This window comes from Streptomyces sp. NPDC096132 (assembly GCF_044763345.1).
Lineage (GTDB): Bacteria > Actinomycetota > Actinomycetes > Streptomycetales > Streptomycetaceae > Streptomyces.
Window position 1 is genome coordinate 289,691 of record NZ_JBIWGA010000012.1, and the last position, 26,994, is coordinate 316,684.

At 71.1% G+C, this 26,994-nt stretch carries 25 protein-coding genes and 1 pseudogene; 9 read left to right on the forward strand and 17 right to left on the reverse strand.

All coding sequences use genetic code 11. From position 1 onward, the window contains the following. Positions 1–4 precede the first annotated feature (4 nt). Positions 5–1,147 (forward strand): transcription termination factor Rho, encoded by a 1,143-nt coding sequence (gene rho / locus ACIRF9_RS28145; RefSeq protein WP_403827650.1) that lies wholly within the window; start codon positions 5–7, stop codon positions 1,145–1,147. A gap of 82 nt (positions 1,148–1,229) precedes the next feature. Further along, positions 1,230–2,165 (forward strand): annotated as a pseudogene (locus tag ACIRF9_RS28150) (D-alanyl-D-alanine carboxypeptidase family protein); the annotation flags it as partial. 35 nt (positions 2,166–2,200) lie between these two features. Here the strand turns inward: ACIRF9_RS28150 and ACIRF9_RS28155 are convergent. Together ACIRF9_RS28155 and mptB are read right to left on the reverse strand one after the other, a co-directional pair. Continuing rightward, entirely contained in the window at positions 2,201–3,568 is a 1,368-nt protein-coding gene (locus ACIRF9_RS28155; protein ID WP_403827652.1) for a glycosyltransferase 87 family protein, read from the reverse strand. Further along, the gene (gene mptB / locus ACIRF9_RS28160; protein ID WP_403827654.1) at positions 3,565–4,962 is read right to left on the reverse strand and encodes a polyprenol phosphomannose-dependent alpha 1,6 mannosyltransferase MptB; all 1,398 of its coding nucleotides are present in this window, start codon (positions 4,960–4,962) and stop codon (positions 3,565–3,567) included. The genes ACIRF9_RS28155 and mptB overlap by 4 nt, the downstream gene beginning before the upstream one ends. A 191-nt stretch (positions 4,963–5,153) precedes the next feature. On the opposite strand from mptB, the gene ACIRF9_RS28165 reads away from it, so the two are divergent. After that, positions 5,154–5,942, forward strand: coding sequence for an alpha/beta fold hydrolase (locus tag ACIRF9_RS28165; protein ID WP_403827656.1), 789 nt, complete (start codon positions 5,154–5,156; stop codon positions 5,940–5,942). 10 nt (positions 5,943–5,952) lie between these two features. Here the strand turns inward: ACIRF9_RS28165 and ACIRF9_RS28170 are convergent, their stop codons facing one another. The 13 genes from ACIRF9_RS28170 to ACIRF9_RS28230 form a co-directional block, all read right to left on the reverse strand. Then, positions 5,953–6,891, reverse strand: coding sequence for a glutaminase (locus ACIRF9_RS28170; protein WP_403827657.1), 939 nt, complete (start codon positions 6,889–6,891; stop codon positions 5,953–5,955). 47 nt (positions 6,892–6,938) lie between these two features. Next, on the reverse strand, positions 6,939–8,351 hold the full coding sequence (aspA, locus tag ACIRF9_RS28175; RefSeq protein ID WP_403827659.1) for an aspartate ammonia-lyase: 1,413 nt from the start codon (positions 8,349–8,351) through the stop codon (positions 6,939–6,941). Positions 8,352–8,689: 338 nt separating this feature from the next. Continuing rightward, positions 8,690–9,706 carry an asparaginase gene (locus ACIRF9_RS28180; RefSeq protein ID WP_403827770.1) on the reverse strand — a complete coding sequence of 339 codons (1,017 nt, stop codon included), beginning with the start codon at positions 9,704–9,706 and terminating at the stop codon, positions 8,690–8,692. Between the two features lie 44 nt (positions 9,707–9,750). Continuing rightward, a complete protein-coding gene (locus tag ACIRF9_RS28185) occupies positions 9,751–11,190 on the reverse strand; it encodes an amino acid permease (RefSeq protein ID WP_403827661.1) in 1,440 nt (479 codons plus the stop codon). Then, on the reverse strand, positions 11,187–11,864 hold the full coding sequence (locus tag ACIRF9_RS28190; protein ID WP_403827772.1) for a FadR/GntR family transcriptional regulator: 678 nt from the start codon (positions 11,862–11,864) through the stop codon (positions 11,187–11,189). Before ACIRF9_RS28190 ends, ACIRF9_RS28185 begins: the two co-directional genes overlap by 4 nt. Positions 11,865–12,034: 170 nt before the next feature. After that, positions 12,035–12,871 carry an undecaprenyl-diphosphate phosphatase gene (locus ACIRF9_RS28195; protein ID WP_403827663.1) on the reverse strand — a complete coding sequence of 279 codons (837 nt, stop codon included), beginning with the start codon at positions 12,869–12,871 and terminating at the stop codon, positions 12,035–12,037. Positions 12,872–12,953: 82 nt separating this feature from the next. Continuing rightward, positions 12,954–13,319, reverse strand: a complete 366-nt coding sequence (gene crcB / locus ACIRF9_RS28200) for a fluoride efflux transporter CrcB (RefSeq protein WP_403827665.1) — start codon at positions 13,317–13,319, stop codon at positions 12,954–12,956. A gap of 9 nt (positions 13,320–13,328) precedes the next feature. After that, positions 13,329–13,697, reverse strand: a complete 369-nt coding sequence (locus ACIRF9_RS28205) for a DUF190 domain-containing protein (RefSeq protein WP_403827667.1) — start codon at positions 13,695–13,697, stop codon at positions 13,329–13,331. Continuing rightward, positions 13,694–14,149 (reverse strand): fluoride efflux transporter CrcB, encoded by a 456-nt coding sequence (gene crcB / locus ACIRF9_RS28210; RefSeq protein WP_403827669.1) that lies wholly within the window; start codon positions 14,147–14,149, stop codon positions 13,694–13,696. Before crcB (ACIRF9_RS28210) ends, ACIRF9_RS28205 begins: the two co-directional genes overlap by 4 nt. Positions 14,150–14,171: 22 nt before the next feature. After that, complete coding sequence (locus ACIRF9_RS28215; RefSeq protein ID WP_403827671.1) at positions 14,172–15,140, reverse strand: SMP-30/gluconolactonase/LRE family protein; 969 nt, start codon at positions 15,138–15,140, stop codon at positions 14,172–14,174. A gap of 157 nt (positions 15,141–15,297) precedes the next feature. Next, complete coding sequence (locus tag ACIRF9_RS28220; protein ID WP_403827672.1) at positions 15,298–15,585, reverse strand: ArsR family transcriptional regulator; 288 nt, start codon at positions 15,583–15,585, stop codon at positions 15,298–15,300. 227 nt (positions 15,586–15,812) lie between these two features. Next, positions 15,813–17,381: an arabinogalactan endo-beta-1,4-galactanase gene (locus tag ACIRF9_RS28225; RefSeq protein WP_403827674.1), complete on the reverse strand. Its 1,569-nt coding sequence runs from the start codon at positions 17,379–17,381 to the stop codon at positions 15,813–15,815. Positions 17,382–17,505: 124 nt separating this feature from the next. Then, positions 17,506–19,527 carry a beta-galactosidase gene (locus ACIRF9_RS28230; RefSeq protein ID WP_403827676.1) on the reverse strand — a complete coding sequence of 674 codons (2,022 nt, stop codon included), beginning with the start codon at positions 19,525–19,527 and terminating at the stop codon, positions 17,506–17,508. Positions 19,528–19,756: 229 nt separating this feature from the next. On the opposite strand from ACIRF9_RS28230, the gene ACIRF9_RS28235 reads away from it, so the two are divergent. The 6 genes from ACIRF9_RS28235 to ACIRF9_RS28260 all read left to right on the forward strand — a co-directional run bounded on the left by ACIRF9_RS28235 (position 19,757) and on the right by ACIRF9_RS28260 (position 24,914). After that, positions 19,757–21,076, forward strand: coding sequence for an ABC transporter substrate-binding protein (locus tag ACIRF9_RS28235; protein WP_403827678.1), 1,320 nt, complete (start codon positions 19,757–19,759; stop codon positions 21,074–21,076). Further along, positions 21,073–22,047 carry a carbohydrate ABC transporter permease gene (locus ACIRF9_RS28240; RefSeq protein WP_403827680.1) on the forward strand — a complete coding sequence of 325 codons (975 nt, stop codon included), beginning with the start codon at positions 21,073–21,075 and terminating at the stop codon, positions 22,045–22,047. The genes ACIRF9_RS28235 and ACIRF9_RS28240 overlap by 4 nt, the downstream gene beginning before the upstream one ends. Further along, a complete protein-coding gene (locus ACIRF9_RS28245; RefSeq protein WP_403827682.1) occupies positions 22,044–22,949 on the forward strand; it encodes a carbohydrate ABC transporter permease in 906 nt (301 codons plus the stop codon). The genes ACIRF9_RS28240 and ACIRF9_RS28245 overlap by 4 nt, the downstream gene beginning before the upstream one ends. Then, a complete protein-coding gene (locus ACIRF9_RS28250; RefSeq protein WP_403827684.1) occupies positions 22,946–23,980 on the forward strand; it encodes a LacI family DNA-binding transcriptional regulator in 1,035 nt (344 codons plus the stop codon). The genes ACIRF9_RS28245 and ACIRF9_RS28250 overlap by 4 nt, the downstream gene beginning before the upstream one ends. A gap of 115 nt (positions 23,981–24,095) precedes the next feature. Then, positions 24,096–24,446, forward strand: coding sequence for a VOC family protein (locus ACIRF9_RS28255; RefSeq protein ID WP_403827686.1), 351 nt, complete (start codon positions 24,096–24,098; stop codon positions 24,444–24,446). A 66-nt stretch (positions 24,447–24,512) separates the two neighbouring features. Further along, positions 24,513–24,914 (forward strand): MarR family winged helix-turn-helix transcriptional regulator, encoded by a 402-nt coding sequence (locus ACIRF9_RS28260; RefSeq protein WP_403827688.1) that lies wholly within the window; start codon positions 24,513–24,515, stop codon positions 24,912–24,914. 97 nt (positions 24,915–25,011) lie between these two features. Here ACIRF9_RS28260 and ACIRF9_RS28265 read toward each other — a convergent pair whose 3' ends face one another. Both ACIRF9_RS28265 and ACIRF9_RS28270 read right to left on the reverse strand, forming a co-directional pair. Then, on the reverse strand, positions 25,012–25,317 hold the full coding sequence (locus ACIRF9_RS28265) for a hypothetical protein (protein WP_403827690.1): 306 nt from the start codon (positions 25,315–25,317) through the stop codon (positions 25,012–25,014). A gap of 8 nt (positions 25,318–25,325) precedes the next feature. Next, positions 25,326–26,972 carry a M6 family metalloprotease domain-containing protein gene (locus tag ACIRF9_RS28270; RefSeq protein WP_403827692.1) on the reverse strand — a complete coding sequence of 549 codons (1,647 nt, stop codon included), beginning with the start codon at positions 26,970–26,972 and terminating at the stop codon, positions 25,326–25,328. Between the last annotated feature and the right edge of the window lie 22 nt (positions 26,973–26,994).

Here is a 26,994-nt window from a genome sequence, read left to right on the forward strand (position 1 = left end):
CACCATGACCACCACTCTCGAACACCCCCCTGTCCAGCAGCCCCCGGCCCGGGTCGCCACCGGTGTCCTCGACATCGACGCGAGCGGGAAGGGGCATCTGCGGGGCGCCGACTGCCTGCCCACGCCCGCCGACCCGCAGGTGCCGGCCGCGCTGATCCGCCGTCACGGCCTGCGCAAGGGCGACCTCGTCGAAGGGGTGCGCGGCAGTCAGCGCGCCCTGACCGAGGTGGCGCGCGTCAACGGCCGTACGCCCGAGGCCCTCAGCGGCCGCCGGCACTTCCGTGACCTCACTCCCCTGCACCCGCACCAGCGGCTGCGCCTCGAACACCCGGCCGCAGGTCTCGCGGGCCGCGTCACCGATCTGATCGCGCCCGTCGGCAAGGGCCAGCGCGGGCTGATCGTCGCACCGCCCAAGACGGGCAAGACCGTGCTGCTCCAGCAGCTCGCCGCCGCCGTCACCGGCAACCATCCCGAGGCCCGGCTGATGGTGGTGCTGCTGGACGAACGTCCGGAGGAAGTCACCGACATGCGGCGCTCGGTGCGCGGCGAGGTGTACGCCTCCACCTTCGATCGGGCGCCCAGGCAGCACATCGCCCTCGCCGAACTCGTCGTCGAACGGGCCAAGAGGCTCGTCGAGGCGGGCGAGGACGTCGTGATCCTCCTCGACTCGCTGACCCGGCTGTGCCGGGCGCACAACAACGCGGCCGCCGCCGGGGGCCGCACCCTCAGCGGCGGGGTCGACGCGACCGCGCTCATCGGCCCCAAGCGGTTCTTCGGCGCCGCGCGGGCGGCCGAGGAGGGCGGCTCGCTGACCGTCCTGGCCACCGCCCTGGTCGAAACGGGTTCCCGCGCCGACGACTTCTTCTTCGAGGAGCTGAAGAGCACCGGCAACATGGAGCTCCGCCTCGACCGGGAACCGGCCTCCCGCCGGGTCTTCCCGGCCGTCGACATCAACACCTCCGGCACCCGCCGCGAGGAACTCCTCCTGTCCCCCGCCGAGTTGACCGCCGTCCGCGGACTGCGCCGGGCGCTGCAGACCCGCGACGGCCAGGCGAACCTGGAGACCCTCCTGGAGCGGCTGCGGGAGACCCCGGACAACGCGGCGTTCCTGCGCCGGATCCAGCCGACGCTGCCCACGGACCGGTGAGCGTGCGGCATCCGGGTGCTCGCGAGTCGCCGTACGGCACGGGCAGCGCGGTGAAGGCGCACTTGATTCCTACGTTGATCATATGAAGATCGGATTCTCCTCTCGGGCCGTCGTGTCGGCCTGCGCGTTCTGTGCGGCGGGTGCCCTGGCCCTCGGATCCGTCGCGACCGCCGCCCCGGCCGGAGCGGACCCCGGAGCGCCCGGCGGACCCGGCGCGGCACACACGCAGGCGCACCCGCGGGCGAAACCGCAGGCGCAGTCGAAGAGGCAGGCGCCTGCGCCGTCGCTTCTCTTCCGCCCCGGTACGCAGGTCAGGCCCCGGCGCGAGGCGCCCGAGGTGCCGGAGGTCTCGGCGCTGTCGTGGCTGGTGGCCGACGCCGGGAGCGGTGAGGTGCTCGCCGCGTCGAACGCGCACCGCAAGCTGCCGCCCGCCAGCACCCTGAAGACCCTGTTCGCCCTCACCGTGCTGCCGGTCCTGCCCGGGGGCATCCGGCACGAGGTGTCCGAGGAGGAGCTCGCGGACATCGGTCCCGGCAGCAGTCTCGTCGGGGTCGCCGAGGGCCGGACCTACTCGGTCGCCGACCTGTGGCGCGGGGTGTTCCTCAACTCCGGCAACGACGCCGTGCACGTCCTGGCCGCCCTCTCCGGCGGCTGGCGCTCGGCGAGCACGCGGATGCAGGAGAAGGCGCGGGCGCTGGGCGCCCTGGACACCCACGTCCGCTCGCCCGACGGGTACGACACACCGGGCCAGGTGTCGTCGGCTTACGACCTGGCGGTGTTCGGCAGGGCCGGGCTGCGCAGGGCGGACTTCGCCCGGTACTGCGGACTGGCGGAGGCGATGTTCCCCGGCCGCTGGGGATCGCCGTACGAGATCGCGAACACCAACCGGCTGCTGACCGGGCACGACGGCGTCGAACCGTATCCGGGACTGGTCGGGATCAAGAACGGCTACACCAGCAACGCCGGCAACACGCTGGTCGCCGCCGCCCGCAGGGACGGGCACACGCTCCTGGTCACGGTGATGAACCCTCAGGAGGGCGGCGGACACGCCGTCTACGAGGAGGCGCGCGCACTGCTGGACTGGGGGTTCGCGGCCGGCGGGCGGGTCGAGTCGGTGGGTTCGCTGGACGCGCTGCGCGACCGGGCCCGGCCGGCGCCCGGACCGGTGGCCGAGCCGGTGGCCCCCTCGGTCGCCGTCGCGGCGGGCGACGGCCGTCCCGGCTGGTCGGAGGCGGCGGTGATCGCCGGTGCGGCCGTGCTGGGCGGGTCCTCCGTCTGGCTGGCGCTGTGGCTCGCCCGCCGGCGTTCCGCGCTGAGCTGACCGACCGGCAGGAACAGCAGCAGACCGAGCGTGACCCAGGTGTACGTGTTACTGCCGAGGAATCCGTCGATGCCGGACGCGTCGTCGAACCACAGCCACACCACGCTGGTGCACAGCACCGCGTACAGGGCGCCCGCGACGCGCGGGTGCCCGGCGCGGATCAGTACGGCGAACGACGGCAGCAGCCACACCAGGTGGTGCACCCAGGTGACGGGACTGACCAGGCAGGCGGCGGCGCCGGTGAGGGCGAAGGCCGTCTGCCAGTCTCCCGCGTCCACCGCCCGCCGGGCCCGCCGCGCCCAGACGCACAGCACCACCGCAACCAGCACCGCCCACACGGCCTTGCTCTCCACGCCGAGCCGGGCCAGCACGCCCTGGAGCGACTGGTTCGACACGTAGTCGAGCCGTCCCACGCGGCCGGTGTCCCACAGCGCGCGCGTCCAGTAGAAACGTGAGGCGTCCGGGGCGACGAGGGCCGCGAGCGCGGTGGCGCCGGCCGCGACGCCCGCGGCGACGGCGGCCGCACGCCACCGCCGGGCGACGAGCAGCAGGCCGATGAAAACCGCGGGCGTGAGCTTCACGGCCGCCGCGAGCCCGATCCCGGCCCCGGCCCAGCGGCCCCGCCCGTTCACCAGCAGCCAGGCGTCGGCCAGCACCAGGGCCAGCAGGAGCAGGTTGACCTGGCCGAAGCTGAAGGTGTCCCGCAGCGGTTCGAACAGCGCGAGGACACAGGCCGCCAGGACGGCGCCGTACCAGCCGAGCCGCCGCCGGCCCGGTCCGGCCAGCACCCGTACGACCACGGCGAGCGCCGCCAGATTGAGCAGCAGGGCGGCCACGATCGCCGTCCGCAGACCGACCAGCGCCATCGGCAGCATGGTGACGGCCGCGAACGGCGGGTAGGTGAAGCCGTACGGCGTGCCCGGCACCCGGTAGTCGTAGACGCGGCCGCCGTGGTGGATCCAGGTGTTGACGGTGCCGTAGTAGACGCGCAGGTCGAACCAGTCCCGCAACAGCGGAACGGTGGCGGTGAACAGGGTGACGGCCGCGACCAGGCAGCCGAGCACCAGCAGACGGCCACGGTCCGTGGCGGGTGTTCTCATGCCGTACGTCCCACCGCGTCCGGTGCCTGCGCGGCGAGGCGGGCCTGCCACAGGACGACCACGGCGAGCGCGCCACCGGAGACCGCGAGGATCAGCCGGCCGGTGTCGGCGGGCCCGCCGTCGGGCAGCACGGCGAGGGCGAGGACCCCCGCGACGGCCGCCATGCGGTGCCGTACGGAGGTGCTGGGGGCCGCGGCGGCGATCAGGAACAGGCCCCACAGCGCGTACCAGGGGCGGATCGCCGGGCCGAACGCGGCCACCGTGGCGAGACTCAGCCCGAGCGCGTACACCGGGCGGGGGCGCAGCCGCCACCAGATGGCGACCAGGACGACGGCCGTGACGGCGAGGCCGAACGCGTGCCAGGCGGGGACCGCCAGCGGGGCCAGGTCGCTGCCGAGGTGCTCGAGCAGAGCGCCGGTGGCCCGCCCGAGCAGGCTGGTCAGGGCCCAGTTCTGCGGGGAGACCGGCGTGTTCAGGGCGGCTATCCAGCCGTACCCGGTGCCCGCGAGGGCGGTCGCGGCGACCGTGGTCGCGGCGCAGGCGGCCAGGGTGGTCAGCACGGCCCTGGCGGGGTGACGGCCCGCGCGCACGGCCAGCACCACGACCGCCGCGAGGCCCAGGATCGCGGGTGCCTTCACCAGGGCGGCGAGCGTGACGAGGACGGCCGCCGGGACCGGGCGGCGGGCGAGCGCGGCCACCAGGCCGGCCCCGAGCAGCCCCAGCATGATCGCGTCGTTGTGGGCACCCGCCACCAGGTGCAGCAGCACGAGCGGGTTGAGGACGCCCAGCCAGAGCGCGGCGGCCGGATCGGCTCCGCTGTGCCGGGCCAGGCGGGGCAGCGCGGCCGCCATCAGCGCCACCCCGCACAGCGCGACCAGCCGCATTCCGAGCAGCCCGGCGGGCAGTTCCCCCTTCGTCAGGCCGGACAGCGCGGCGGCGACGGCCATGAACACCGGGCCGTACGGGGCTCCGGTGTGCCGCCACAGCGGGGCGACCTCGGCCGCGAGCGGGCCACCGAGCCGGGCGGGGCCGTGCGCGTACACGTCGATGTGCGCGTCCACCATGGCGCCCTGCGCGAGATAGCTGTAGACGTCCCGGCTGAACAGCGGCGGTCCGATCAGCAGCGGCGCCGCCCACACGGCGAGGACCAGGAGGAGGGCCCGTGGGGTCGGCGGATCCGCGCTGCGGACGAGACGGCCGAGCAGCACCCAGGCCGCGGTCAGCAGCACCAGCCCGAAGTACACGCCGACCAGTCCGAGGACGGCGTGGAGGGAGGACGGGGCCAGGAGTTCCCGCGCGGGCAGCGCGCCGGCACTCTCGCCGCCCAGCGCGAGACAGGCCGTACCGGCCAGGCCCAGGACCTGGCAGCGGCGGAGATCGAGGGGGAAAGCCATGGCCAACACTCCCTCAGCGTGTCAACGCCGGGTGGCCGGAACCTGACGTGCCGCCCTCGGGGCGGGGGCCTGCGCGTGACCGGCGGGTGATCGCGGGGGCGCACCGATGAATTCCGGGGCTGCGGCCGGTCTCCCCTGTACCGACCCGCTCGCCTGTACCGACCCGCTCTCCCCGACCTCCCGTGTCCGACGTGCGCAGAACGGACGTGATGACCATGCCGACCAGCTCCGCCTACGCCAAGCTCGACGGCCTGGCGATGTACTACGAGCTCCACGGCTCCGGCGACGACGCCCGGCGCCCGCTGGTGCTGCTGCACGGCGGCCTCCAGACCGTGGACCTGAACTTCGCGGCCGTGCTGCCCACGCCGGCCGCCGGCCGCCGTGTGGTGGCTCCCGAGCTGCAGGGCCACGGCCGCACCGCCGACACCGACCGGGCCCTGACCGTGCCCCACCTGGCCTCCGACGTGGTGGCACTGCTCGACGAGCTCGGCATCGGGCAGGCCGACTTCCTGGGGTTCAGCCTGGGCGGGCTCACCGCACTGCACCTCGCGGTCACGCACCCCGAACGCGTCGGACGCCTCGTGCTCGCCGCCACCCAGTACACCCAGGAGGGTTACCACGACGAGATCCGCACTCCCGGGTCCACCTCGCCGAGGCTGCCCGGCCAGTCCGACTTCCGGGAGATGGCCGAGGCCTACGCGGCCGTCGCACCGCACCCCGGACACTTCCAGGACTTCCTCGCCAAGGTCGCGGCCTCGGCGCACGCCCCGCTGTCGTGGACGGCCGACGATCTGCGCGGGCTGGCGGCGCCCACGTTGCTGGTGATCGGCGACACGGACTTCGTCCGGATCGAGCACGCGGCCGAGATGCGGCGGCTGATCCCCCGCGCGCAGCTGGCGGTCCTGCCGTCCACCACCCACGTGGCACTGATGCGGCGCACGTCCCTGCTGCTGCCGATGCTGACGGAGTTCCTCGGCTGAGAGCGCGGGCTCAGAACACCGACAGCCCGGTCAGCGTCGTGAACCGGTCGAGGGCCGCCACCCCCGCGACCGAGTTGCCGCGTTCGTCGAGGCCGGGGCTCCACACACACAGGGTGCAGCGGCCCGGTACGACGGCGATGATGCCGCCGCCGACCCCGCTCTTGCCGGGCAGACCGACCCGGTAGGCGAAGTCGCCGGCCGCGTCGTAGGTGCCGCAGGTCAGCATCACCGCGTTCACCTGCTTGGCCTGGCTGCGGGTGAGCAGACGGGTGCCGTCGGCGCGGATGCCGTGCCGGGCGAGGAAGGTGGTGGCGAGGGCCAGGTCGGCGCAGGACGCGGTGAGCGAGCACTGGCGGAAGTACTGGTCGAGCAGGACCGGCACCGGGTTGTCGATGTTGCCGTAGGACGCCATGAAATGGGCGAGGGCGGCGTTGCGGTCGCCGTGCGCGGACTCGGACGCGGCGACGTCCGCGTCGAAGTCCAGCGCGGGGTTGCCGCTCTCGGTGCGCAGAAAGGCGAGGAGTTCCCCGGCGGCGTCTCCGGTACGGGTCTGAAGGCGGTCGGTGACGACGAGGGCGCCCGCGTTGATGAAGGGGTTGCGCGGGATGCCGTGCTCGTACTCCAGCTGGACCAGGGAGTTGAAGGGGTTGCCGGAGGGCTCGCGGCCCACGTGCTCCCAGAGTTCGTCGCCCTCGCGGGCCAGGTCGAGCGCGAGGGTGAAGACCTTGCTGATGGACTGCGTGGAGAACGGCTCGCGCCAGTCCCCCACGCCGTACACCGTGCCGTCCAGTTCGGCGACGGCCATGCCGAAGCTGCGGGGATCGCGGGCGGCGAGCGCCGGGATGTAGTCGGCGGGACGGCCGCGGCCCGGCGTGTGCTCCATCTCCTCGGCGATGCGCTCCAGGACCGGCTGGTAGGCGAGGGACGACGTCGTTGTCATGATCACCATTGTGCCTCCGCGCCGGTCCTGGTGCGTCACCGCAGGTCAGGAAGGGTTCACACCAGGGGGGCGCCGCTGCCCGCCACGACCTCGGGGCGCAGCAGGTCGGCCAGCCGCTCGGCGGGCAACAGGCCCTTCTCCAGGACGAGTTCGGCGACTCCGCGGCCGGTGACGAGGGCCTCCTTGGCGATGTCGGTGGCCGCCGTGTATCCGATGTGCGGGTTGAGGGCGGTGACCAGGCCGATGGAGTTCTCGACGCTCGCGCGCAGGGCCTCGGTGTTGGCGGTGATGCCGTCGACGCAGCGCTCGGCGAGGGTGAGGCAGGCGGCCCGCAGATGCGTGATGCTCTCCGACAGGGAGTGCAGGATGATCGGCTCGAAGGCGTTGAGCTGGAGCTGTCCGGCCTCGGCGGCCATGGTGATGGTGACGTCGTTGCCGATCACCTCGAAGGCGACCTGGTTGACGACCTCGGGGATCACCGGGTTGACCTTGCCGGGCATGATGGACGAACCGGCCTGCACGGGCGGCAGGTTGATCTCGCCGAGGCCGGCCCGCGGACCGGAGGACAGCAGGCGCAGGTCGTTGCAGCTCTTGCTCAGCTTGACCGCGACCCGCTTCAGCACGCCCGACATCTGGACGAACGCGCCGCAGTCCTGGGTGGCCTCGACGAGGTTGGCGGCGGTGACCAGCGGCAGGCCGGTGATCTCGGCGAGATGGCGGCGGGCGGACTCGGCGTAGCCGGCGGGGGCGTTGAGGCCGGTGCCGATGGCCGTGGCGCCGAGGTTGATCTCATGGATCAGCTGGACGGCCTCGTCAAGACGGTTGCGGTCCTCGTCGATCATGACGGCATAGGCCGAGAACTCTTGACCGAGCGTCATGGGGACCGCGTCCTGCAACTGTGTACGGCCCATCTTGAGCACATCGCGGAACTCGACGGCCTTGCGGGCGAAGGAGTCCTGCAGTACGGCCATCGCCTTGAGCAGTCCACGCACCGCGAAGACCGTCGCCACCTTGACGGCGGTCGGGTAGACGTCATTGGTGGACTGGCCCAGGTTGACGTCCTCGTTGGGGTGCAGATACTGGTACTGCCCCTTCTCGTGGCCCATCAGCTCCAGGGCCCGGTTCGCGACGACCTCGTTGGCGTTCATGTTGGTCGAGGTGCCGGCGCCGCCCTGGATGACGTCCACGACGAACTGGTCGTGCAGCTTGCCGGCGCGGATCTCCCGGCAGGCGGCGACGATCGCGGCGGCCTTCTCGGGCGCGAGCAGACCGAGTTCCTCGTTGGCGAGGGCGGCGGCCTCTTTGACGGCGGCGAGGGCGTCGACGAGGTGCGGGTAGGCGGAGATCGTGGCGCCCGTGATCGGGAAGTTCTCCGTGGCGCGCAGGGTGTGGATGCCCCAGTAGGCGTCGGCGGGGACGTCCCGGTCTCCGAGCAGGTCGTGTTCGCTGCGGGTGACGACGGCGGTCATGAGGGTGCGGGTCCTCTTTCTGAGGGGGTGAGGGGGGAGGGAGCTGGCGACGTCGGGGGTGGAGGTGCCGGCTCGGGCGGTACGGGGTGACGCCCGCCCGAGCCGGTCGGGCACCGGTTCCGGTGGTGACCGGACCGGCGGTTCCGTGGCAGGCCACGAGGGCCTGACCGGGTCTGCGGAGCAAGGCCCGGCCACGAGGGCGCGGGTCCTCTTTCCGATGTGCGGAGGTGTCAGCGCCCCGCGAGGGGCGCGGGGCTGTATCGATATGCGGCTCCGCCCCGTGGGCGCGACCAGCCACAACCGGGCCCGCAGACGAGAACGTCCCGAACGGCGGAGCGCTACGCGCAGGCCTGGACCGTGAGCGGGTCCAGGGCGCGGACCGGGCGGACCGAGCCGACCGGTTCGCCTCCGCCGAGGAGGGCTTCGCCCGCGAACTCCGTGAGGAGCGCGGGGTCCACGCCCGCCCGGGCCAGGGCGGCCGCGGTGACCGGGATCCGGGCCCGGTTCGCGCCGTCGGAGATCTTGACGGCGACGGCGCGGCCGTCCGGGAGGGCGGCGACCTCCACGCCCTCGAAGCCGTCCTTGGCCAGCAGGCCGGGGACGGCCCGCATGAGGGCGGCCACGTCCCGGCCGGTGCCGGAGGCCATCTCGGCGTGGTCGCGCATGGCGTCCGCGACCCGGGCCTCGGGGGTGCCGGGCGCCGCGGTGGTGATGCGGGCGGCGGCCCTGGCCAGACCGTGCAGGGAGACGGAGAAGAGCGGGGCGCCGCACCCGTCGACGGTGACCCGTGCGATCCGCTGTCCGGTGAGGTCCTCGACGATCTCGGCGATCGCCTGCTGGAGCGGGTGCTCCGGGTCGAGGTAGCCGTCGAGGGACCAGCCGTTGAGCGTGCAGGTGTACAGCATGGCCGCGTGCTTGCCGGAGCAGTTCTGCGCGAGCCGGGAGGGCTCTCGGCCCTCGCGGATCCACGCGTCGCGGACCTCCGGGCCGTACGGCATGTCCCGCACGTTGCGCAGGTCGTCCTCCGTGACGCCCGCCAGCTCGAGGATCCGCCGGGTCCCGGCGAGGTGGCGTTCCTCGCCGGAGTGGCTGGCGGCGGCGAGCGAGAGCAGCCCGCCGTCGAGCGGCAGCCCGGCCCGCAGCATGGCGACGGCCTGGACGGGCTTGAGCGCCGAGCGCGGGTAGAAGGCGGCCTCGATGTCGCCGAGCTGGAACTCGACCTCACCGCCCGCGCCGAGGACGACGACGGAGCCGTAGTGGACGCCCTCGGTCACCCCGCCGCGGACGACGTGGGCGACGGGCGCGTGGAGGGGTTCGCGTATCGCGGGGGCGTCCGCGAGGGAACTGCTGTACATCACTGCCTGGATCACTTGTGGGTTGTCGTGGGCCGGCGCCGGGTTCACGCGTCGGCCTTGGCCGAGGTGCGCCCGAGGTTGCGGCGGATGGCGTACCAGCCGGCGACGAGCGCTCCGACGATCAGCGGCAGGCACAGCACGGTGGTGCGTCCGGCGCCGCCGTCGGCGTACATGAGGACCAGGACCGACGCGAGGAAGAACAGCGTCACGAGCTCGGTCCAGGGGGAGCCCGGCAGCTGGTAGCCGGGGCGGGTCAGCTCGCCCTTCTGGGTCTTCTGCCAGAAGAGGAGGTGACAGACCATGATCATGCCCCAGGTGGCGAGGATGCCGATGGCCGCGAAGTTCAGGACGATCTCGAAGGCGTCCGCCGGGACGACGAAGTTGAGGCCCACACCGAGGACGCAGATGCCGCTGGTGAGCAGGATGCCGCCGTAGGGCACCTGGGTGCGGCTCATCTTCGCGGTGAACTGCGGGGCGGAGCCGTTGACGGCCATGGAGCGCAGGATGCGGCCGGTGGAGTACAGGCCGGAGTTGAGGGAGGACATGGCCGCGGTCAGGACGACCAGGTTCATCACGCCGCCCGCCGCCGGGATGCCGATGTTGGAGAGGACCGTCACGAACGGGCTCTCGCCGGACGTGTACTTGTTCCACGGGAGCAGCATCGACAGCAGGACCACCGAGCCGACGTAGAACAGACCCACGCGCCACATGATCGAGTTGATCGCCTTCGGCATGATCTTCTCGGGGTTCTCGGTCTCACCGGCGGCGACACCGACCAGCTCGACGGAGGCGTAGGCGAAGACAACGCCCTGGATGATCAGCAGCATGGGCAGCAGGCCGTTGGGGAAGACGCCGCCGTGGTCGGTGATCAGGGACGGGCCGGGGGTGCTGCCGTCCACCGGGTGCTGGGTGACCAGCAGGAAGATGCCGATGCACATGAAGATCACCAGCGCGCTGACCTTGACGATGGCGAACCAGAACTCCAGTTCGCCGAAGATCTTCACGGAGATCAGGTTCACCGAGAGGACCACGGCCAGGGCGATCAGCGCGATCACCCACTGGGGGATGTCGGAGAACATGCCCCAGTAGTGGGTGTAGGTGGCCACCGCGGTGATGTCGGCGATACCGGTGGTGGCCCAGTTCAGGAAGTACATCCAGCCCGCGGTGTAGGCGCCCTTCTCGCCGAGGAACTCCCGGGCGTACGACACGAAGGCGCCGGAGGACGGGCGGTACAGGACGAGCTCGCCGAGGGCGCGCACGACCAGGAACGCGAAGACGCCGCAGACGGCGTACGCGACGAAGAGGGAGGGCCCGGCGTCGGCGAGCCGGCCGCCGGCGCCGAGGAAGAGGCCGGTGCCGATGGCGCCGCCGATGGCGATCATGTTGACGTGCCGGTGCTTCAGCGACTTGCTGTAGCCGTGGTCGCCGGCGTCGACGTGACGGGACGAGGGGCGCGTCTCGTCTTTGAGGTGCTGTTCGCTCACGCCTCGGGTCCGCCTTCCAGGGGAGTGTTCGTGCCAGGGGATCGCACGATGTCGGTGAGGGTGGTCTCGACGCGGTCGAGGTGGTGGCTCATCGCCTCCACCGCGTCGTGTTCGGAACCGTCGATCAGCGCCTCGACGATGGCCCGGTGCTCGCGGTTGGACTGCTCGCGCCGGCCGCCCAGCTCGTTGAGGAAGGCCGACTGACGCGCCAGTGCGTCCCGGATCTCCTCGATGACCCGGCGGAACACCGGGTTCTGGGCGGCCTCGGCGACGGCCAGGTGGAAGAGGGTGTCCATCGCGACCCACGCGGTGGTGTCCGTCTCCCGCTCCATGCGGTCGAGCAGATGGGCCAGGTGGTCCAGGTTCTCCGGGGTGCGGCGCTGTGCCGCGTACCCGGCGACCGGGATCTCGACGTGGCGGCGCACTTCCAGCAGGTCGCTGGCCGCGTAGTCGCCGAAGGTGGGGTCCTCGACGGTGTTCGCGATCACGAAGGTGCCCTTGCCGGTCTTGGCGACCGTCAGGCCCATCGTCTGCAGGGCGCGCAGGGCCTCCCGCAGCACGGGCCGGGACACCTCGAGGGTGCGGCAGAGCTCCGCCTCGGAGGGGAGCTTGTCGCCGATGGCGTATTCGCCGCGCTCGATGGCGCCACGGAGGTGGGCGAGAACCGCTTCCATCGCGCTGACGCGCCGCGGGACCGCACCACCTGTCTGGCTGTCTGACAGGTTCACGGGAGAGATGTTCCGGGTGGTGTACGGGTGATGTCAAGGCCGCTGAAAGGAAAGATTCAGCGGGCGGGAAGCCTGAAACCGGACTTCCCGCCCGGGGAGTGACCAGCGGAAGGAGCTCAGCCGCTCAGCACGCCGGTGCCCAGCAGCCCGAACAGCAGGACGCCGACGGCGATCCGGTAGATCACGAACGCGTTGAAGGAGTGCTTGGCGACGAACTTCAGCAGCCAGGCGATGGAGGCGTACGCCACCACGAAGGAGACGACGGTGCCGACCGCCAGCGGGGCGGCGCCCGCGCCGGTGCCGAGCGCGTCCTTCAGCTCGTACAGGCCCGCGCCGGTCAGGGCCGGGATGCCGAGGAAGAAGGAGAGGCGGGTGGCCGCGACGCGGTCCAGGTCGAGGATGAGCGCGGTGGACATGGTGGCGCCGGAGCGGGAGAAGCCGGGGAAGAGCAGCGCGAGGATCTGGGAGCTGCCGACGAGCATCGCGTCCTTGAACGAGGTGTCGTCCTCGCCGCGCTTGTGCCGGCCCATCTGGTCGGCCGCCCACATCACACCGCTGCCGGCGATCAGCGAGCCGGCGACCACCCACAGGGAGGCCAGCGGGCCTTCGATGAGCGGTTTGGCGGCGAGGCCGACGACGACGATCGGGATCGTCGCGTAGATCACCCACCAGGCGAACTTGTAGTCGTGGTGGACGCGCTCCTCGCGGTGGCGCAGGCCCCGGAACCAGGCCGACACGATCCGCGCGATGTCCTTGCGGAAGTACACCAGCACGGCGGCGATCGCCCCGACCTGGATCACGGCGGAGAACCCGACGACGGAGTCGTCGTCGACGGGGATGTTCATCAGGCCCTCGGTGATCTTCAGATGGCCGGTGGAGGAGACGGGGAGGAACTCGGTCACTCCCTCGACGGCTCCGAGGACGACGGCTTGGCCGACGGAGATGGCGCTCATGGAATCCAGTTCTGGGTGGTCGACAGCTGCGGTGGACAGTCCTACCAGGCGAGTGCAGGCGGGCGCGGGCGCGGCGGACCGGCTACGGCCACACCGCCTGGCCTATCGCCACCCCGGCGAACGCGGCCCCGAGTCCGGCCAGCACACTCCCGACGGCGTTGGCGGCGGCGTAGAGGCCGGCGCCGGTCTCGGTCAGCCGCAGCGTCTCGTACGAGAACGTCGAGTACGTCGTCAGCGCCCCGCACAGGCCGGTGCCCAGGAACAGACGCAGGTCGGGGCCGACGGCGGCGGCGCCGGTGAGCGTGCCGAGGATCAGACATCCGGTGATGTTGACGACGAAGGTGCCCCAGGGGAAGACCGAGTCGTGCCGGGACTGCACCGCACGGTCGGTGAGATAGCGCAGGGGGGCGCCGATCATGCCGCCCGCGACGACCACCAGCCAGTTCACAACGAGTTCTTACCCTTCCTGTCCGGTTCGCCCCGGTTTCCCTGCGTGGCCCGCGTACTTCACGACATGGCACTCGTCGAGGACGACCAGGCCGTCCGTGACCAGCTCGTCGAGTTGCGGCAGGAAGGCCTGCACCCGGTCCTCCGTGTCGACGATGACGACGGCGACGGGCAGGTCCTCGCTGAGCGAGAGCAGCCGTGAGGTGTGGATCAGGGAGCAGGCGCCGAAGCCCTCGATGCCGTGGAAGACGCTGGCGCCGGCGAGGCCGGCCGCGTGGGCGCGGTGGACGATCTCGGTGTAGAGGGGTTTGCGGTGCCAGGTGTCGTTCTCGCCGACGAGGACGGTCAGGCGCAGGGCGTTGCCGGTCAGCCTGGTCATGTCTGCCTCCTCGCGATCAGGCCGCGCGTCGCGGTGGCCGCGAGCCACACCGCGCCGAGCGCGGCGAACAGGGTCGCGGCGAGATAGGCCAGGGCGGTGCCGGGGCGGTGCGCGTCGACCAGCCGCTGGATGTCGACGGCGTACGTCGAGAAGGTCGTGAAGCCGCCGAGGACACCCGTGCCGAAGAAGGGGCGCACCAGCCGATGGACGGTCATGACCTCGGTGACCAGGACGAGGAACACCCCGATCACCGCGCAGCCGACGACGTTGACCCAGAAGGTGGTCCAGGGGAAGCCACCGGTCTGCGTCGGCCACCGGAGTGCGGCCGCGTAACGGGCGGCGGCGCCGATGGCGCCACCGACGGCCACCACGGCGACCACGGGGAGCTGACCCGTCCCGGTGGTCCGCCGTGGTGCGCTGGTGCGGAGGCTCTCGGCCTCGGAGGCTGTCATGTCGCACCAGCGTATCGCCGTCTCACTTGGTCACGGGCGCCTCGCAGACCGCGATGCCGCGCTCCCACAGGCTGCCGAGGATCAGGCGGCCGCCGGTCTCGCAGACGCTGGTGACCATGCGGAAACCGGAACGACGGCGGGTGAGGTGTTCGACGATCCGGCCGTCGTCGTCGACCGCGAGGACCCCGGTCGTGCCCGAGGGCCGGAAGGGCGCACGGAGGGCCGCGCGGGCGGCGCGGCGCCGTACGGCGGGACCTGCGCGGTGGAGGAGGTCGAGCGGGGGGACGCTCGGGCCGGCCAGGGCGACCCGGATCGGGCCGTCGGGGGCGCCGCGCCACAGGTTGTCGGGGAAGCCCGGCAGGTTCTCGACGAAGGGTTCGGCCTGTCCGGCCAGGGGGCCGGTGAGGTGGAAGCGGGTGAGGCGGCGCGCGCCGGTCTCGGCGACGACCAGGAACGAGTCGTCGGCGCTGCGGGCCACGCCGTTGGCGAACTGCAGCCCGTCCAGGACGACTTCGGCCTCGCGGGCGCCCGGCGCGAGGCGCAGCAGCCGTCCCGTGCCGGTGTGTTCGACGAGGTCCCCCATCCAGTCCCGTAGCGGGTGGACCCGGCTGGAGACGGTGAAGTACGCGGTGCCGTCGGGCAGGGCGACGACGTTGCTGCAGAAGCGCAGCCGCTCCCCCGCCGCGGACTCGGTCAGGACGCGGACGTTGCCGGGACCGCCCTCGGGGTCGACGCGCAGCAGGGCCCCGTCGGCGTCGCACACCAACAGGTCGCCGTCCGGGAGGAGTTCGAGGCCGAGCGGGCGGCCACCGATCTCCCCGATGTGCTCGACGCGGGCCGAGGACGGGTCGTCCAGACCGTCGATCCGCAGGATCCGTCCGTCCGCCACCCCGGTCAGCACACGTCCTCTGGGGTCGGCTACGACGTCTTCGGGGCCGTGTCCGGGGAGAGTGAGGTACCTGATCGGGACGAGGGCCGTCCGACGGTCCATGGGGGTCCGCCCTTCCTGGAAGGAGGCGGCCATCCTCGCAGGCAGGGATGTCGTCGGCGTGTCGTGGCCGTGGTCTTTTGCCGGGGTTTTCCGGAAACGGTTCTCCTGGTCGCCACCCCGCTGCGCGCGGTGCTCAGGTGTCCCTTCCCGCCGCCTTTCACCATCCCTTCTCGAACATGCGCGCCACCTCGGCGATGCGCACCTCGTCGCGCCGGTAGTAGACGCGCCGCCGGATGCGCGTGGCGCGCAGCAGGCCGAGGTCGGTGAGCAGGGTGAGGTGGGTGTCGGCCACCTGGCGGCGGACTCCGAGTTTCGCCGCGACGGCGTCCGCGGTGACGCCGTCCTCGACGAGGTCGCCGTGCCGCTGGGGCGGGAAATGCCGGGCGGGCTCCTTCAGCCACTCCAGGATGTCCAGTCGCCTCTCACCAACGGGAGTCCTCAGCATCGTCGTCCCCCTCCGTCCGGGCCTCCTCGTGCCGCGTCTCCCCACTCTTCCGCAGTCGGCGGTGCCGTGTCCCGGACTCCGCAAGCCTTGGCCGGGATCGAACACCCTTGCCATGCAAAGGCGTTCGCGCGCGAGGGGGTCTCGGGACGCGGTCGCCGCGACGCACGGGGGCCCGGCCGCGGGAATGCGGCCGGGCCCCCTGGTCACCGGGTCAGCGGGTCACGTGGTCAGCGGTGGCTGAACCACGCCATCGAGGACAGGGCCTTGTCGTCGTAGCCGAACAGGGCCTGGTTCTCCCAGCCGTTGCCGGAGGTGGCGTCGGCCGGGTCCCAGCCGTTGCCTGTGACGGCGGTCCAGGTCGCCTCCCAGTAGAAGACTCCGAGACCGCGGCCGTTCGGCACGGCCTCCACGATGTTCGCGACGGCGTTCATCCAGGCGAGCTGGCCCGCCGCGGACGCCGGGTAGCCGGAGACCAGCTCACCGGTGGTGTCGATCTGGTTGGTGAGGGAGTCGTCGCTGTCGAGGCGGAAGGGGTAGGCCGTCTCGGCGATGAACACGGGCTTGGCGTACCGCGAGGCCACGTCGTCCAGGGTGGTCTGGGCGGCGGCCGGCGAGCCGTGCCAGTAGCCGTAGTACGACAGGCCGATCAGGTCGTAGTTGATGCCGTACGTCTTGGCGTTGTCGAACCACCAGCGGACGGTGGAGTCGTCACCGGCGTTGGCGAGGTGCAGCGCGACCTGGGTGCCCGAGTTGACCGCCTTGACCGCGCTGTAGCCGGAGTTGAGCAGGCCGGCGAGCTGGGACCAGTTGTCCGTGGAACCCTCGCTCCACAGCATGCCGCCGTTGATCTCGTTGCCGACCTGGACCATGTCGGCCGTGGTGCCCTGCGCCTTCAGCGCGTTGAGCACGTCGTAGGTGTGGTTGTAGACGTCCGTCTTCAACTGGCTGTAGGAGTGGCTCGACCAGGCTGCGGGCTTGGTCTGCTTGCCCGGGTCGGCCCAGGTGTCCGAGTAGTGGAAGTCGACCAGCAGCTTCATGCCGGCGGCCTTGATCCGCTTGGCCATGGCCAGCACACGCGTCTTGTTGTTGTAGCCGTCGGCGGGGTTCACCCAGACCTTCAGGCGCGCGTAGTTCATGCCGGCGTTCTTCAGGATGGTGACCGCGTCGCCGGTGGTGCCGGAGCTGGTCTTGTAGACACCGCCGAGGGCCTCGCTCTTGGCGAGGGAGGAGATGTCGGAGCCCTTGATGGACAGGCCGGTCGACCCGGACGTGAACGTCAGGTCGTCGACATTGATCCAGTTGCCCGCGTTCGCGTCACTGTTGATGCTGATCGTGCACTGGTTGTTCGTCACATTGATCGACGTGACGATCCGGACCCAACTGCTGCTGGACACCGGCAGGTCGGTGCGCTGTTCCGAACTGCCGCAGTTCTTCAGCGCCAGGTAGGCGGAGTTCTGGCCGCCGCCGGAGCGGACCCACGCGGTGAGGGTGTAGTTCCCGTTGGTCAGCCCGGACAGGTACTGGTACGTCTCCACCTTGTAGGCGGAGGACGCCCAGTGGGTGAGGCGGTAGCTGCCGCCGTGGCCGCCGGACTCGGTGAAGGAGGCGGAGTTCTGCCCGGCCGCCGAGTACGTGGACCAGCCCGTGGGGGTGGCGGTGCCGGTGCCGTCGGACTCGAAGCCGCCGTTGGTGAGCGTGGAGGCGGCCTGCGCGGTCTGCGCGGGCAGAGCGGTGAGGGCGAGCCCCGCGACGAGCGGGAGCAGCAGGGCTCTGAGGGTGCGTCTGGGATGGAACATCGTCGTCCGTCGTCCCTTCGACATGGATGGGGGTGGGGTTCCCTCGTACGGGGACGGGTCCCCGCGTGAGGGAAGGCCCCCTCCGCCCGCGGCTCGCGGCTCCACGGGCGGAGGGGGAGTCGGCTCAGCCGTCGAGTCGGACGACCCGTACGGCTCCCGCCGGGACCGCGAGGCGGCCGGCGGCACGTTCGCCCGTCAGCAGCTCGGTCCCGGACGTCTCCAGCGGCACCTTGGCGTCGGTGGCGGTGTGGTTGACGGCGAACAGGTAGCTGCCCGTCTCGCCGGAGCGGCGGACGACCTCGACATCGCGGGGCAGGTCGGCGCGCGGGGCGAGGCGTGCGTCCTCGGTCGCCCAGCCGAGCAGGGCGTCCAGGCCCTCGTGGCCGAGCCGGGTGGAGACGTACCAGGCGGTGCCCTCGCCGAGGTGGTGCCGGGTGACGGCCGGGTGGCCCGCGGTGAGGCCGTCGGCGTACGTCCAGACGGTCTCGGCGCCGCGGGGCACGACGAACTCGGTCCAGACGTCACCGCCGAGTTCGGAGCCGTCGGGACCGGTCAGCCGCACGCTCTGGTCGGCGAGCAGCGGGGAGAACTCCTCGACCGTCAGGCCCAGGACGTCGCGCAGCGCGCCCGGGTAGGCGCCCTCGTGGACGGCGTCGTGCTCGTCGACGATGCCGGAGAAGTACGACACGACGAGGGTGCCGCCGTTCTCGACGTACTCCTTGAGGTTGTTCCCGGCCGCCTCCGTCATCAGGTACAGGGCGGGCACCACGACCAGCGGGTACTGCGACAGGTCCGACTCGGGGTGGGCGAAGTCGACGGTGAGGTGGCGGTCGTAGAGCGCCTCGTAGAAGGCGTCGGCGCGCTCGCGGGCGTCGTGGTCCTCGCTGGGACGCCAGGCGAGGTTCTGCGCCCACCAGGAGTGCCAGTCCCACAGCACGGCGACATCGGCCTCGGTGCGGGTGCCCCGGATCGTCGCCAGGGAGTCGAGGGACGCGCCGAGCTCGACCACCTCGCGCCACACGCGTGTGTCGGTGCCCCCGTGCGGGACCATCGCCGAGTGGAACTTCTCGGCGCCGCGCCGGGACTGCCGCCACTGGAAGAACATCGCGCCCTCGGAGCCCCGGGCGACATGGCCGAGGGAGTTGCGGGCCATCTGGCCGGGCGCCTTGGCGGGGTTGCGGGGCTGCCAGTTGATGCCCGAGGTGGAGTGCTCCAGCAGGATCCAGGGGGCGCCGCCCGCGACCGACCGGGTGAGGTCGGCGGCCATCGCCAGGTTGACGTGGGTGCGGCGGCCGTCGGTGATGAGGTAGTGGTCGTTGGTGACGATGTCGACCTCGCGGCCCCAGGCCCAGTAGTCGACGGAGTCGCACTGGCTGAGGGCCGTCATGAAGTTGGTGGTGACCGGGACGCCGGGCGAGAGACGGTGCAGGATGTCCCGCTCCGTACAGAAGTTCTCGCGCATGGTGGCGTCGGCGAAGCGCTTGTAGTCGAGGGTCTGGCCCGGGTTGCCGACGGTGGGGGTGGCGCGCGGCGGGTTGATGTCCTCGAGGCTCGCGTAGCGCTGGCCCCAGAAGGCGGTGCCCCATGCCTCGTTCACCGCGTCGACGGTGCCGTACGTCGTCTCCAGCCAGCGGCGGAAGTGGGCGGCGCAGGAGTCGCAGTAGCAGGCGGAGACGGGGACGCCGTACTCGTTGTGCACGTGCCACATCGCCAGCGCCGGGTGGTCGCCGTAGCGCTCGGCGAGCCGGGTGGTGATGTTCGCGGCGGCCGCGCGGTAGTCGGCGTTGCTGTGACAGATGGCCCCGCGCGAGCCGAACTCCAGGCGCACGCCCTCGGGGGTCACGGGCAGCGCGTCGGGGTGGGCGCGGTAGAACCAGACCGGCGGCACCACGGTGGGGGTGCCCAGGTCGACGCGGATGCCGTTCTCGTGCAGCAGGTCGATGATCCGGTCCAGCCAGCCGAAGTCGTACACCCCGGGTGAGGGCTCGAGCAGGGCCCAGGAGAAGATCCCGACGCTCACCATCGTGACGCCGGCCTCCCGCATCAGCCGGACGTCCTCCTGCCAGACGCTTTCCGGCCACTGCTCGGGGTTGTAGTCCCCACCGAAGGCGAGCCTGGTGAGGCCCCTGGGGGTGGTCTCCGGCATGGATGTCTCCCGTTTATTCGATCATTTGGGAACGTGCACACACTGCGGCGGCGTTCGGAGCCCAACATAACCGCACAGCAACAACCATTGACAAGTGTCCGGGATGTTTCTCTACTGTGAACGCTCACAGACAGCATGACAGGGCCTCGCGACGGGTGAGGTTCCGGGTCGTGCACATCGCATGGCAGGTTTCCGCATCCGGCGGGGACCCAGGTCAGGGGAGAGATCCATGCCCAACACGAAGCGCCGTCGCCTCGTGGCAACTGCTGTTGCCGTCGCTCTCGGCAGCACCGCCCTCGCCGCCTGCGGCTCGTCCGACGACGACAGCAAGTCCGAGTCCGGCCCGGTCTCGCTGACGTACTGGACCTGGACGCCCGGCATGGACAAGGTCGTCGACCTCTGGAACAAGGGCCAGGGCAAGAAGGACCAGATCACCGTCACGGTGAAGAAGCAGGCGTCCGGCGACACGCTGGTCACCAAGATCCTCACCGCTCACAAGGCGGGCAAGGCGCCCGACCTGGTCCAGGCCGAGTACCAGGCGCTGCCGACGCTGGTCAGCAATGACGCGCTGGCGGACATAGCCAAGAACGTCGGCGACGCCAGAGCCAAGTTCGCCGACGGTGTGTGGCAGCAGACCACGCTGGGCACGGACGCGGTCTACGCGGTGCCGCAGGACATCGGCCCGATGATGTTCTACTACCGCGCCGACCTCTTCAAGAAGTACGGCCTGACGGTCCCGACGACCTGGGACGAGTTCGCCGAGACCGCCCGCGCGCTGAAGAAGAAGGCGCCGGACCTCGACCTGACGACGTTCTCCGCCAACGACTCCGGTCTCTTCGCGGGCCTCGCCCAGCAGGCCGGCGCCAAGTGGTGGACGACCTCCGGCGACAAGTGGCAGGTCGGCATCAACGACACGGCCACCAAGAAGGTGGCCGACTTCTGGGGCGGCCTCGTCAAGGAGGGCGCCATCGACAACCAGCCGATGTACACCCCGTCCTGGAACAAGGCGCTGAACACCGGCAAGCAGATCGCCTGGGTGTCGGCCGTGTGGGCGCCGGGCACGCTGACCACCGCCGCGCCCGACACCAAGGGCAAGTGGGCCATGGCCCCGCTCCCCCAGTGGTCGGCGAACGAGGACGTCACCGGCAGCTGGGGCGGTTCCTCGACGGCCGTGACGACGGACTCCAAGCACAAGGAGGCCGCCGCGAAGTTCGCCGCCTGGCTGAACACCGACGACGCGGCCCTGACCGCCCTGGCCAAGGAGAGCGGCATCTACCCGGCGGCCACGAACGCCCAGACCAGCGGCGCCTTCGCCACCCCGCCGGACTACTTCTCGACGCAGCCGGAGTTCTACACCCTGGCCGCCAAGATCGCGAAGACCACGGCGCCTTCGGCCTGGGGCCCCAACGTGAACGTCGCCTACCAGACCTTCAAGGACGCGTTCGGCGCCGCCGCCAAGAACAAGTCGGACTTCTCCGCCGCCCTGGACACCATGCAGGACGCCACGGTCGCCGACCTCAAGAAGCAGGGCTTCGAGGTCTCCGAGTGACCACCGCACGCCGGAAGTCGTACGGGGTCAAGGGGGCCCCGTACGCCCTCCCGTCTCCCACCACCACCCTCAAACGAGCGCGAAGCGCCCCCTACTTTTTCCTCCTCCCCGCGACCGTCCTGTTCTCCCTGTTCTTCGCGCTGCCCATCGGGTACGCGGTCTGGCTCAGCTTCCACAAGGTGAAGGTCTCCGGGCTCGGGCTCGGCAAGGGGGCCCGCAGCGAGGTCTGGGCCGGCATCGAGAACTACACGGACGCCTTCACCGACAGCGAGCTGCTGGACGGCGCGCTGCGCGTCCTCGGGTACGGCTGCATCGTCGTCCCGGTGATGCTGGGCCTGGCCCTGCTGTTCGCGCTGATGCTGGACTCCGAGAAGGTGCGGCTCGCCCCGTTCACCCGGCTCGCGATCTTCCTGCCGTACGCCATCCCCGGTGTGGTGGCGGCGCTGCTGTGGGGCTTCCTGTACCTGCCGGACGTCAGCCCCTTCTACTTCGTGCTGGAGAAGCTGGGCCTGCCGCAGCCGGACCTGCTGGACGGCGGTCCCCTGTATCTCGCCCTCTCCAACATCGCGATCTGGGGCGGCACCGGCTTCAACATGATCGTCATCTACACCTCGCTGCAGGCCATCCCGGCCGAGGTGTACGAGGCGGCGAAGCTGGACGGCGCCACCCCGCTGCAGATCGCCCTGCGGATCAAGATCCCGATGGTGGCGCCCTCGCTGGTGCTGACCTTCTTCTTCTCGATCATCGCCACGCTCCAGGTGTTCAACGAGCCGACCACCCTGAAGCCGCTCACCAACTCCGTGTCCACGACCTGGAGTCCGCTGATGAAGGTGTACCGGGACGCCTTCGGCACCGGTGACATCTACCAGGCGGCCGCCGAGGCCGTGATCATCGCCCTCGCCACGCTGGTGCTGAGCTTCGGCTTCCTGAGGGCCGCGAACCGCCGCAACAAGCAGGAGGCAGCACGATGAGTTCTCTTGCCGTACAGAAGGTGCCGTCGGCGGCCGGTGCGACCGGCGCGGCACGGAGCCGGCCGCCGCTGCGCAGCCGTGTCGCACTCGTGCCGACGATCACCCTGCTGCTGGGCGCGATCTACTGCCTCCTCCCCGTGGCATGGGTGGTGATCGCGTCCACCAAGTCCGGCCGTGAGCTGTTCTCCACGTTCACCTTCCTGCCGGGCTCGGGCTTCGCCGACAACATCAAGGACCTCAACGCCTACCGCGACGGCGTCTACTGGAAGTGGATGGGCAACTCCGCCCTGTACGCCGGTCTCGGCGCGCTGCTGTCGACGTGCGTGTCGGCGTTCAGCGGGTACGCGCTGGCGACCTACCGCTTCCGCGGCCGTGAGTCGATGTTCAACATCCTGCTCGCGGGCGTGCTGATGCCGCCGATCATCCTGGCCATCCCGCAGTACCTGCTGCTGGCCAAGGCGGACCTCACGGACTCGTACTGGTCCGTGCTGCTGCCGCAGATCCTCTCCCCGTACGGCGTCTACCTCGCGCGGATCTACGCGGCCGCGGCCGTGCCGTCCGACGTGGTGGAGGCGGGCCGGATGGACGGGGCGAGCGAGTGGCGGATCTTCACCCGGATCGCGCTGCCGATGATGATCCCCGGGCTGGTGACGGTGTTCCTGTTCCAGTTCGTGGCGGTGTGGAACAACTTCCTGCTGCCGTACATCATGCTGAGCGACGACGAGAAGTTCCCGATCACGCTGGGTCTGTTCACGCTCCTGGAGCAGGGCTCGAACCAGCCCGCGCTGTACACGCTGGTGATCACCGGTGCGTTCCTGGCCGTGATCCCGCTGGTGGCGCTGTTCCTGGTCATTCAGCGGTTCTGGAGTCTGGATCTGCTGTCCGGGGCCGTAAAGTCATGACCATGAGCAATGGTGCGGGGGGCCGGCGCAGACCGCCGACGATCCACGACGTGGCGCGGGAGGCAGGGGTCTCCCGAGGCACCGTCTCCCGGGTGCTCAACGGCGGCCACTACGTCAGCCCCGCGGCGGCGGAGGCGGTCAACGCCGCCATCCGCAAGACGGGTTACGTCGTGAACCGGCACGCCCGCTCGCTGATCACCGGCCGCTCGGACTCGGTGGGCTTCCTGCTGACGGAGCCCCAGGAGCGGTTCTTCGAGGACCCCAACTTCAACGTCCTGCTCAGCGGCTGCACCCAGGCGCTGGCGGCGCACGACATCCCGCTGCTGCTGATGCTCGCCGGCACCAAGGACGAACGGCGCCGCATCACGCGGTACATCACCGCGGGCCATGTCGACGGGGTGCTGCTGGTCTCCAGCCACTCCGGCGACCCGGTCGCGGAGGAGCTGCGCGAGGCGGGGGTGCCCCTCGTGCAGTGCGGCAAGCCGATGGGGGTGCGCTCCAAGGTGAGCTATGTGGCGGCGGACGACCAGGACGGCGCCCGTGACATGGTGCGCCATCTGCTGTCGCTGGGCCGGCGCCGGATCGGCATGGTGAGCGGTCCGCTGGACACTCCGGGCGGCGTGGACCGGCTCGCCGGCTACAAGGAGGTGCTCACGGAGGCGGGCGTCGAGATCGACGAGCGGCTCGTGGTCTCCGGCGACTACAGCCGGGCCAGCGGCAAGGCGGGTGCCGAACGGCTGCTGGCGCAGGCCCCGGACATGGATGCCGTGTTCGTCGCCTCCGACCTGATGGCGCAGGGTGCGCTGACGGCGCTGCGCGAGGCGGGCCGGCGGGTTCCCGAGGACGTGTCCGTGGGCGGCTTCGACGACTCCGTCGCGGCGACGGAGGCCGTCCCCGCGCTCACGACGATCCGCCAGCCCTACGACCGCATCAGCGCCGAGATGGTGCGTGTGCTGCTCGCCCAGATAGGCGGCGAGGACCCCGCGGCGGTGATCCTTCCGACGGAGCTGGTGAAGAGGGATTCGACCTGAGGGTGCGGGGAGGCGTTTCGGTCAGGATCTGAGAAGCGGTCTCCCCCTCCCCCGCCCTAGCGTGAAACCACCGACGCGATCCCGTCGGCTCACGCACCAGCGAGGAGTGACCCTCATGACCACCACCGGCCTGCAGACGATCATCTACCCCGTCAAGGACGCCGACCGGGCGAAGGCCCTGTTCAGCGCACTGCTGGAGGTCGAGCCGTTCGTCGACGAGCCCTACTACGTCGGCTTCAGGGCCGCCGGCCAGGACGTCGGCCTCAACCCGAACGGCCACGCCCAGGGCCTGACCGGGCCGGTTCCCTACTGGCACGTCTCCGACATCCGGGCGCGCCTCGCGGCCCTGGTGGAGGCGGGGGCCGAGGTGCTCCAGGACGTGCACGACGTCGGCAACGGCCGGCTGATCGCCTCCGTGAAGGACCCGGACGGAAACCTGGTGGGCATCCTCCAGGACCCCTCGTAGGCAACTGCTTGCACCCGCACTAGTTGCACCGTCAATGAATGGCCGAAACGGTGTTACCGTGCGGGTATGGCAGCGAAGACGGCCGGGGCGGGCCTCGAGGAACGGTGGCGGGGCATCCTGTCGGTGCACGCGCGCACGATGTGCGAGATCGACCGAGTGCTGCACCCGCACGGCCTCGGTGCGAGCGACTTCGAGGTGCTCGACATCCTCGCCGCCGAGGTGCCCGCGGAGGGCGACCAGTGCCGGGTGCAGGACCTCGTCGGACGGGTGCACCTCAGTCAGAGCGCCCTCTCCCGCCTCATCGGCCGGCTGGAGAAGGACGGTCTGGTGGAGCGCGCCGTCTGCCTGGAGGACCGGCGCGGGGTGTACGTCACCCTCACCCGCAAGGGCCGCGACCTGCACGGCGAGGTGCTGCCGCTGCAGCGGGACGTGCTGGAGAGGATGCTGGGCGGCGGCTCCCCGGTCTGACCCGCGGGCAGGACACGCGCCGGACCGGCCCGACCTGCGGCTACGCGCCGGAGGGGACCGAACGGGGTTCGGTCCCCTCGTCGGGGCGCACGCGCACTCACACCGGCGGTTCGACGGCGAAGGTGCCCGGAGCCGGCCTCTTGTCGGCCATCGCCTCGCCCGCGGACAGCCGGGCCCTCACCCGGAGGGTGGATCCCGGTACCGCGTCCGCCAGGAGCTCACGGGGCACGGCGAGCAGCAGACGCCGCCCGACGTTCCTCGACAGCAGGTCGGCGTAGCCGGCCACCGGTGCCGCGTCGAGCACCTCGACCTCCGCCCGGTCCCATGCCTGAAGCCGGGGGTGCGGCCGTGTGCCGAGCAGCCGTGCGGTCAGGTCGGTGCGGTTCTCGATCGCCTGCACCATGGCCGGGGTCACCGGGAGGCCGGGCCCTCGTGCCGGTACCTGCCGTGGGCGTTGCCCGCCTTGGCGAGCGGCTGCGGGCCACCGGACGTACCCCTGACCTCGGAGCGCAGTTTCTGTTCGAGGTAGGCCTCGGCGCCCGCCCAGGGGTAGTTCGCCACCGCCTGCTCCAGTGAGGCGAGCCGCTCCTGGATCTCGTGGATGGACTCCACCAGCGACGGTACGGGCTCCGCCTCGGGCAGGGCCGCGGCACGCAGCGGCGGGCGCGCGACGCCCGCGGCCGACACCGACACCTTGGCCGTCATCGTCGCCGCGGGCGCCGAGATGTCCGTGACGGAGACACCGGTGGGGGCCCCGGCGTACGAGTGGGAGGTGGGCATGCTCGACCCGTCGAACGACGTGTTGCCGCTGCTGCCGGGGTAGGAGTCGCCGTCGTCACCGCGGTTCCTCCCGTCTTCCAGATCCCGCTCGTTGTCGGCCTGGACCAGGCCCACCATGTAGTGGCTCTCGTTGGTGTTGTCCGGGCGGCTGTCGTCGATGTGCCAGATCAGCAGGCCGGACGAGGGCAACGAGGCGTCGTACCCGGTGCGTTGGCGGTTCTCGACCAGGAAGTACTCGTCCCCGGACTGACCGGCCGTCCACAGCCGGTGCGCCTCGAAGCTGTTCTTGACGTCGGGGATGGACAGGGTCCGGTCGCTCGTGACGTTGACGGCCTTGGCCCAGCCCTGCTGGATCTTGCACCACGCCGACGGATGGGTCGGGACGTCCCCGCCGCCGCCCCAGGAACCGCTGCCCATCAGACACCAGTCGCCGACGCCCTCCGACGAGCCGTCGATGTCGTACAGGTCGGGGAACCCGAACAGCAGGTGCCCCAACTCGTGGGCGCAGACGCCGATCTTGGCGTCCTCGGGGATGGTCAGGTAGCCGAAGATCCGTGCGCCGTCGGCGTTGTAGGCGCTCGGCAGGACCCACTTGTGGGACCAGATGTCCCCCGGGTCACCGGTGGCTTCGCCGCCCTGGCCCGAGTGCACGACCATGAAGGCGTCGACGAAACCGTTGCCGTCGTTGTCGTACGGCGCGTAGTTGACGAGCGGGTCCGCGGAGACCGCGGCGTCCCGGGCCATGATCGGCGCACGTGCCTGTCCGGACGGCTCCCCGATGCCGAAGTTGTTGTTGGCGTACCAGGAGAGCTTCTGCGGCATCCGGACCGGACCGATGACCTCGCCGACGATGTCGACCAGGCCGTGGGTCACTTCCCGGTAGTAGTCGCGGACGCTGCCGTTCGGGAGCTCACCGAGCGAGAAGAACAGCTTCTCGAAGTGCTCCTTGTCGGCGGTCATCGGCTTGTCCTGGAAGTCCGCGAGGACGACGACGACACGCACCTCGCCGGTCAGCGGGGTACGGGCGGCGGCCGCGCTGCGGATGACCTCGTGCGGTGTGTTCGGAGGGTACTCGGTCGCCGGCTTGATGACCCCGTCGCCCAGGCCGAAGGGGCGCGGACGCCCACCGAGGCGGAGCAGGCCCGCCAGCGTGGACTCGCCCCGGACTCGCTCGAGTTCCTGCCGCATTCTCTCGCGCAGTTCCGGGCTGGGGGCGATGGCGCAGAACTCCGACCGGACGGCGACGGTGGAATTCTGGACAATACGAGCGTCAACCATGACAATTCCTCCCAGAAGGGAT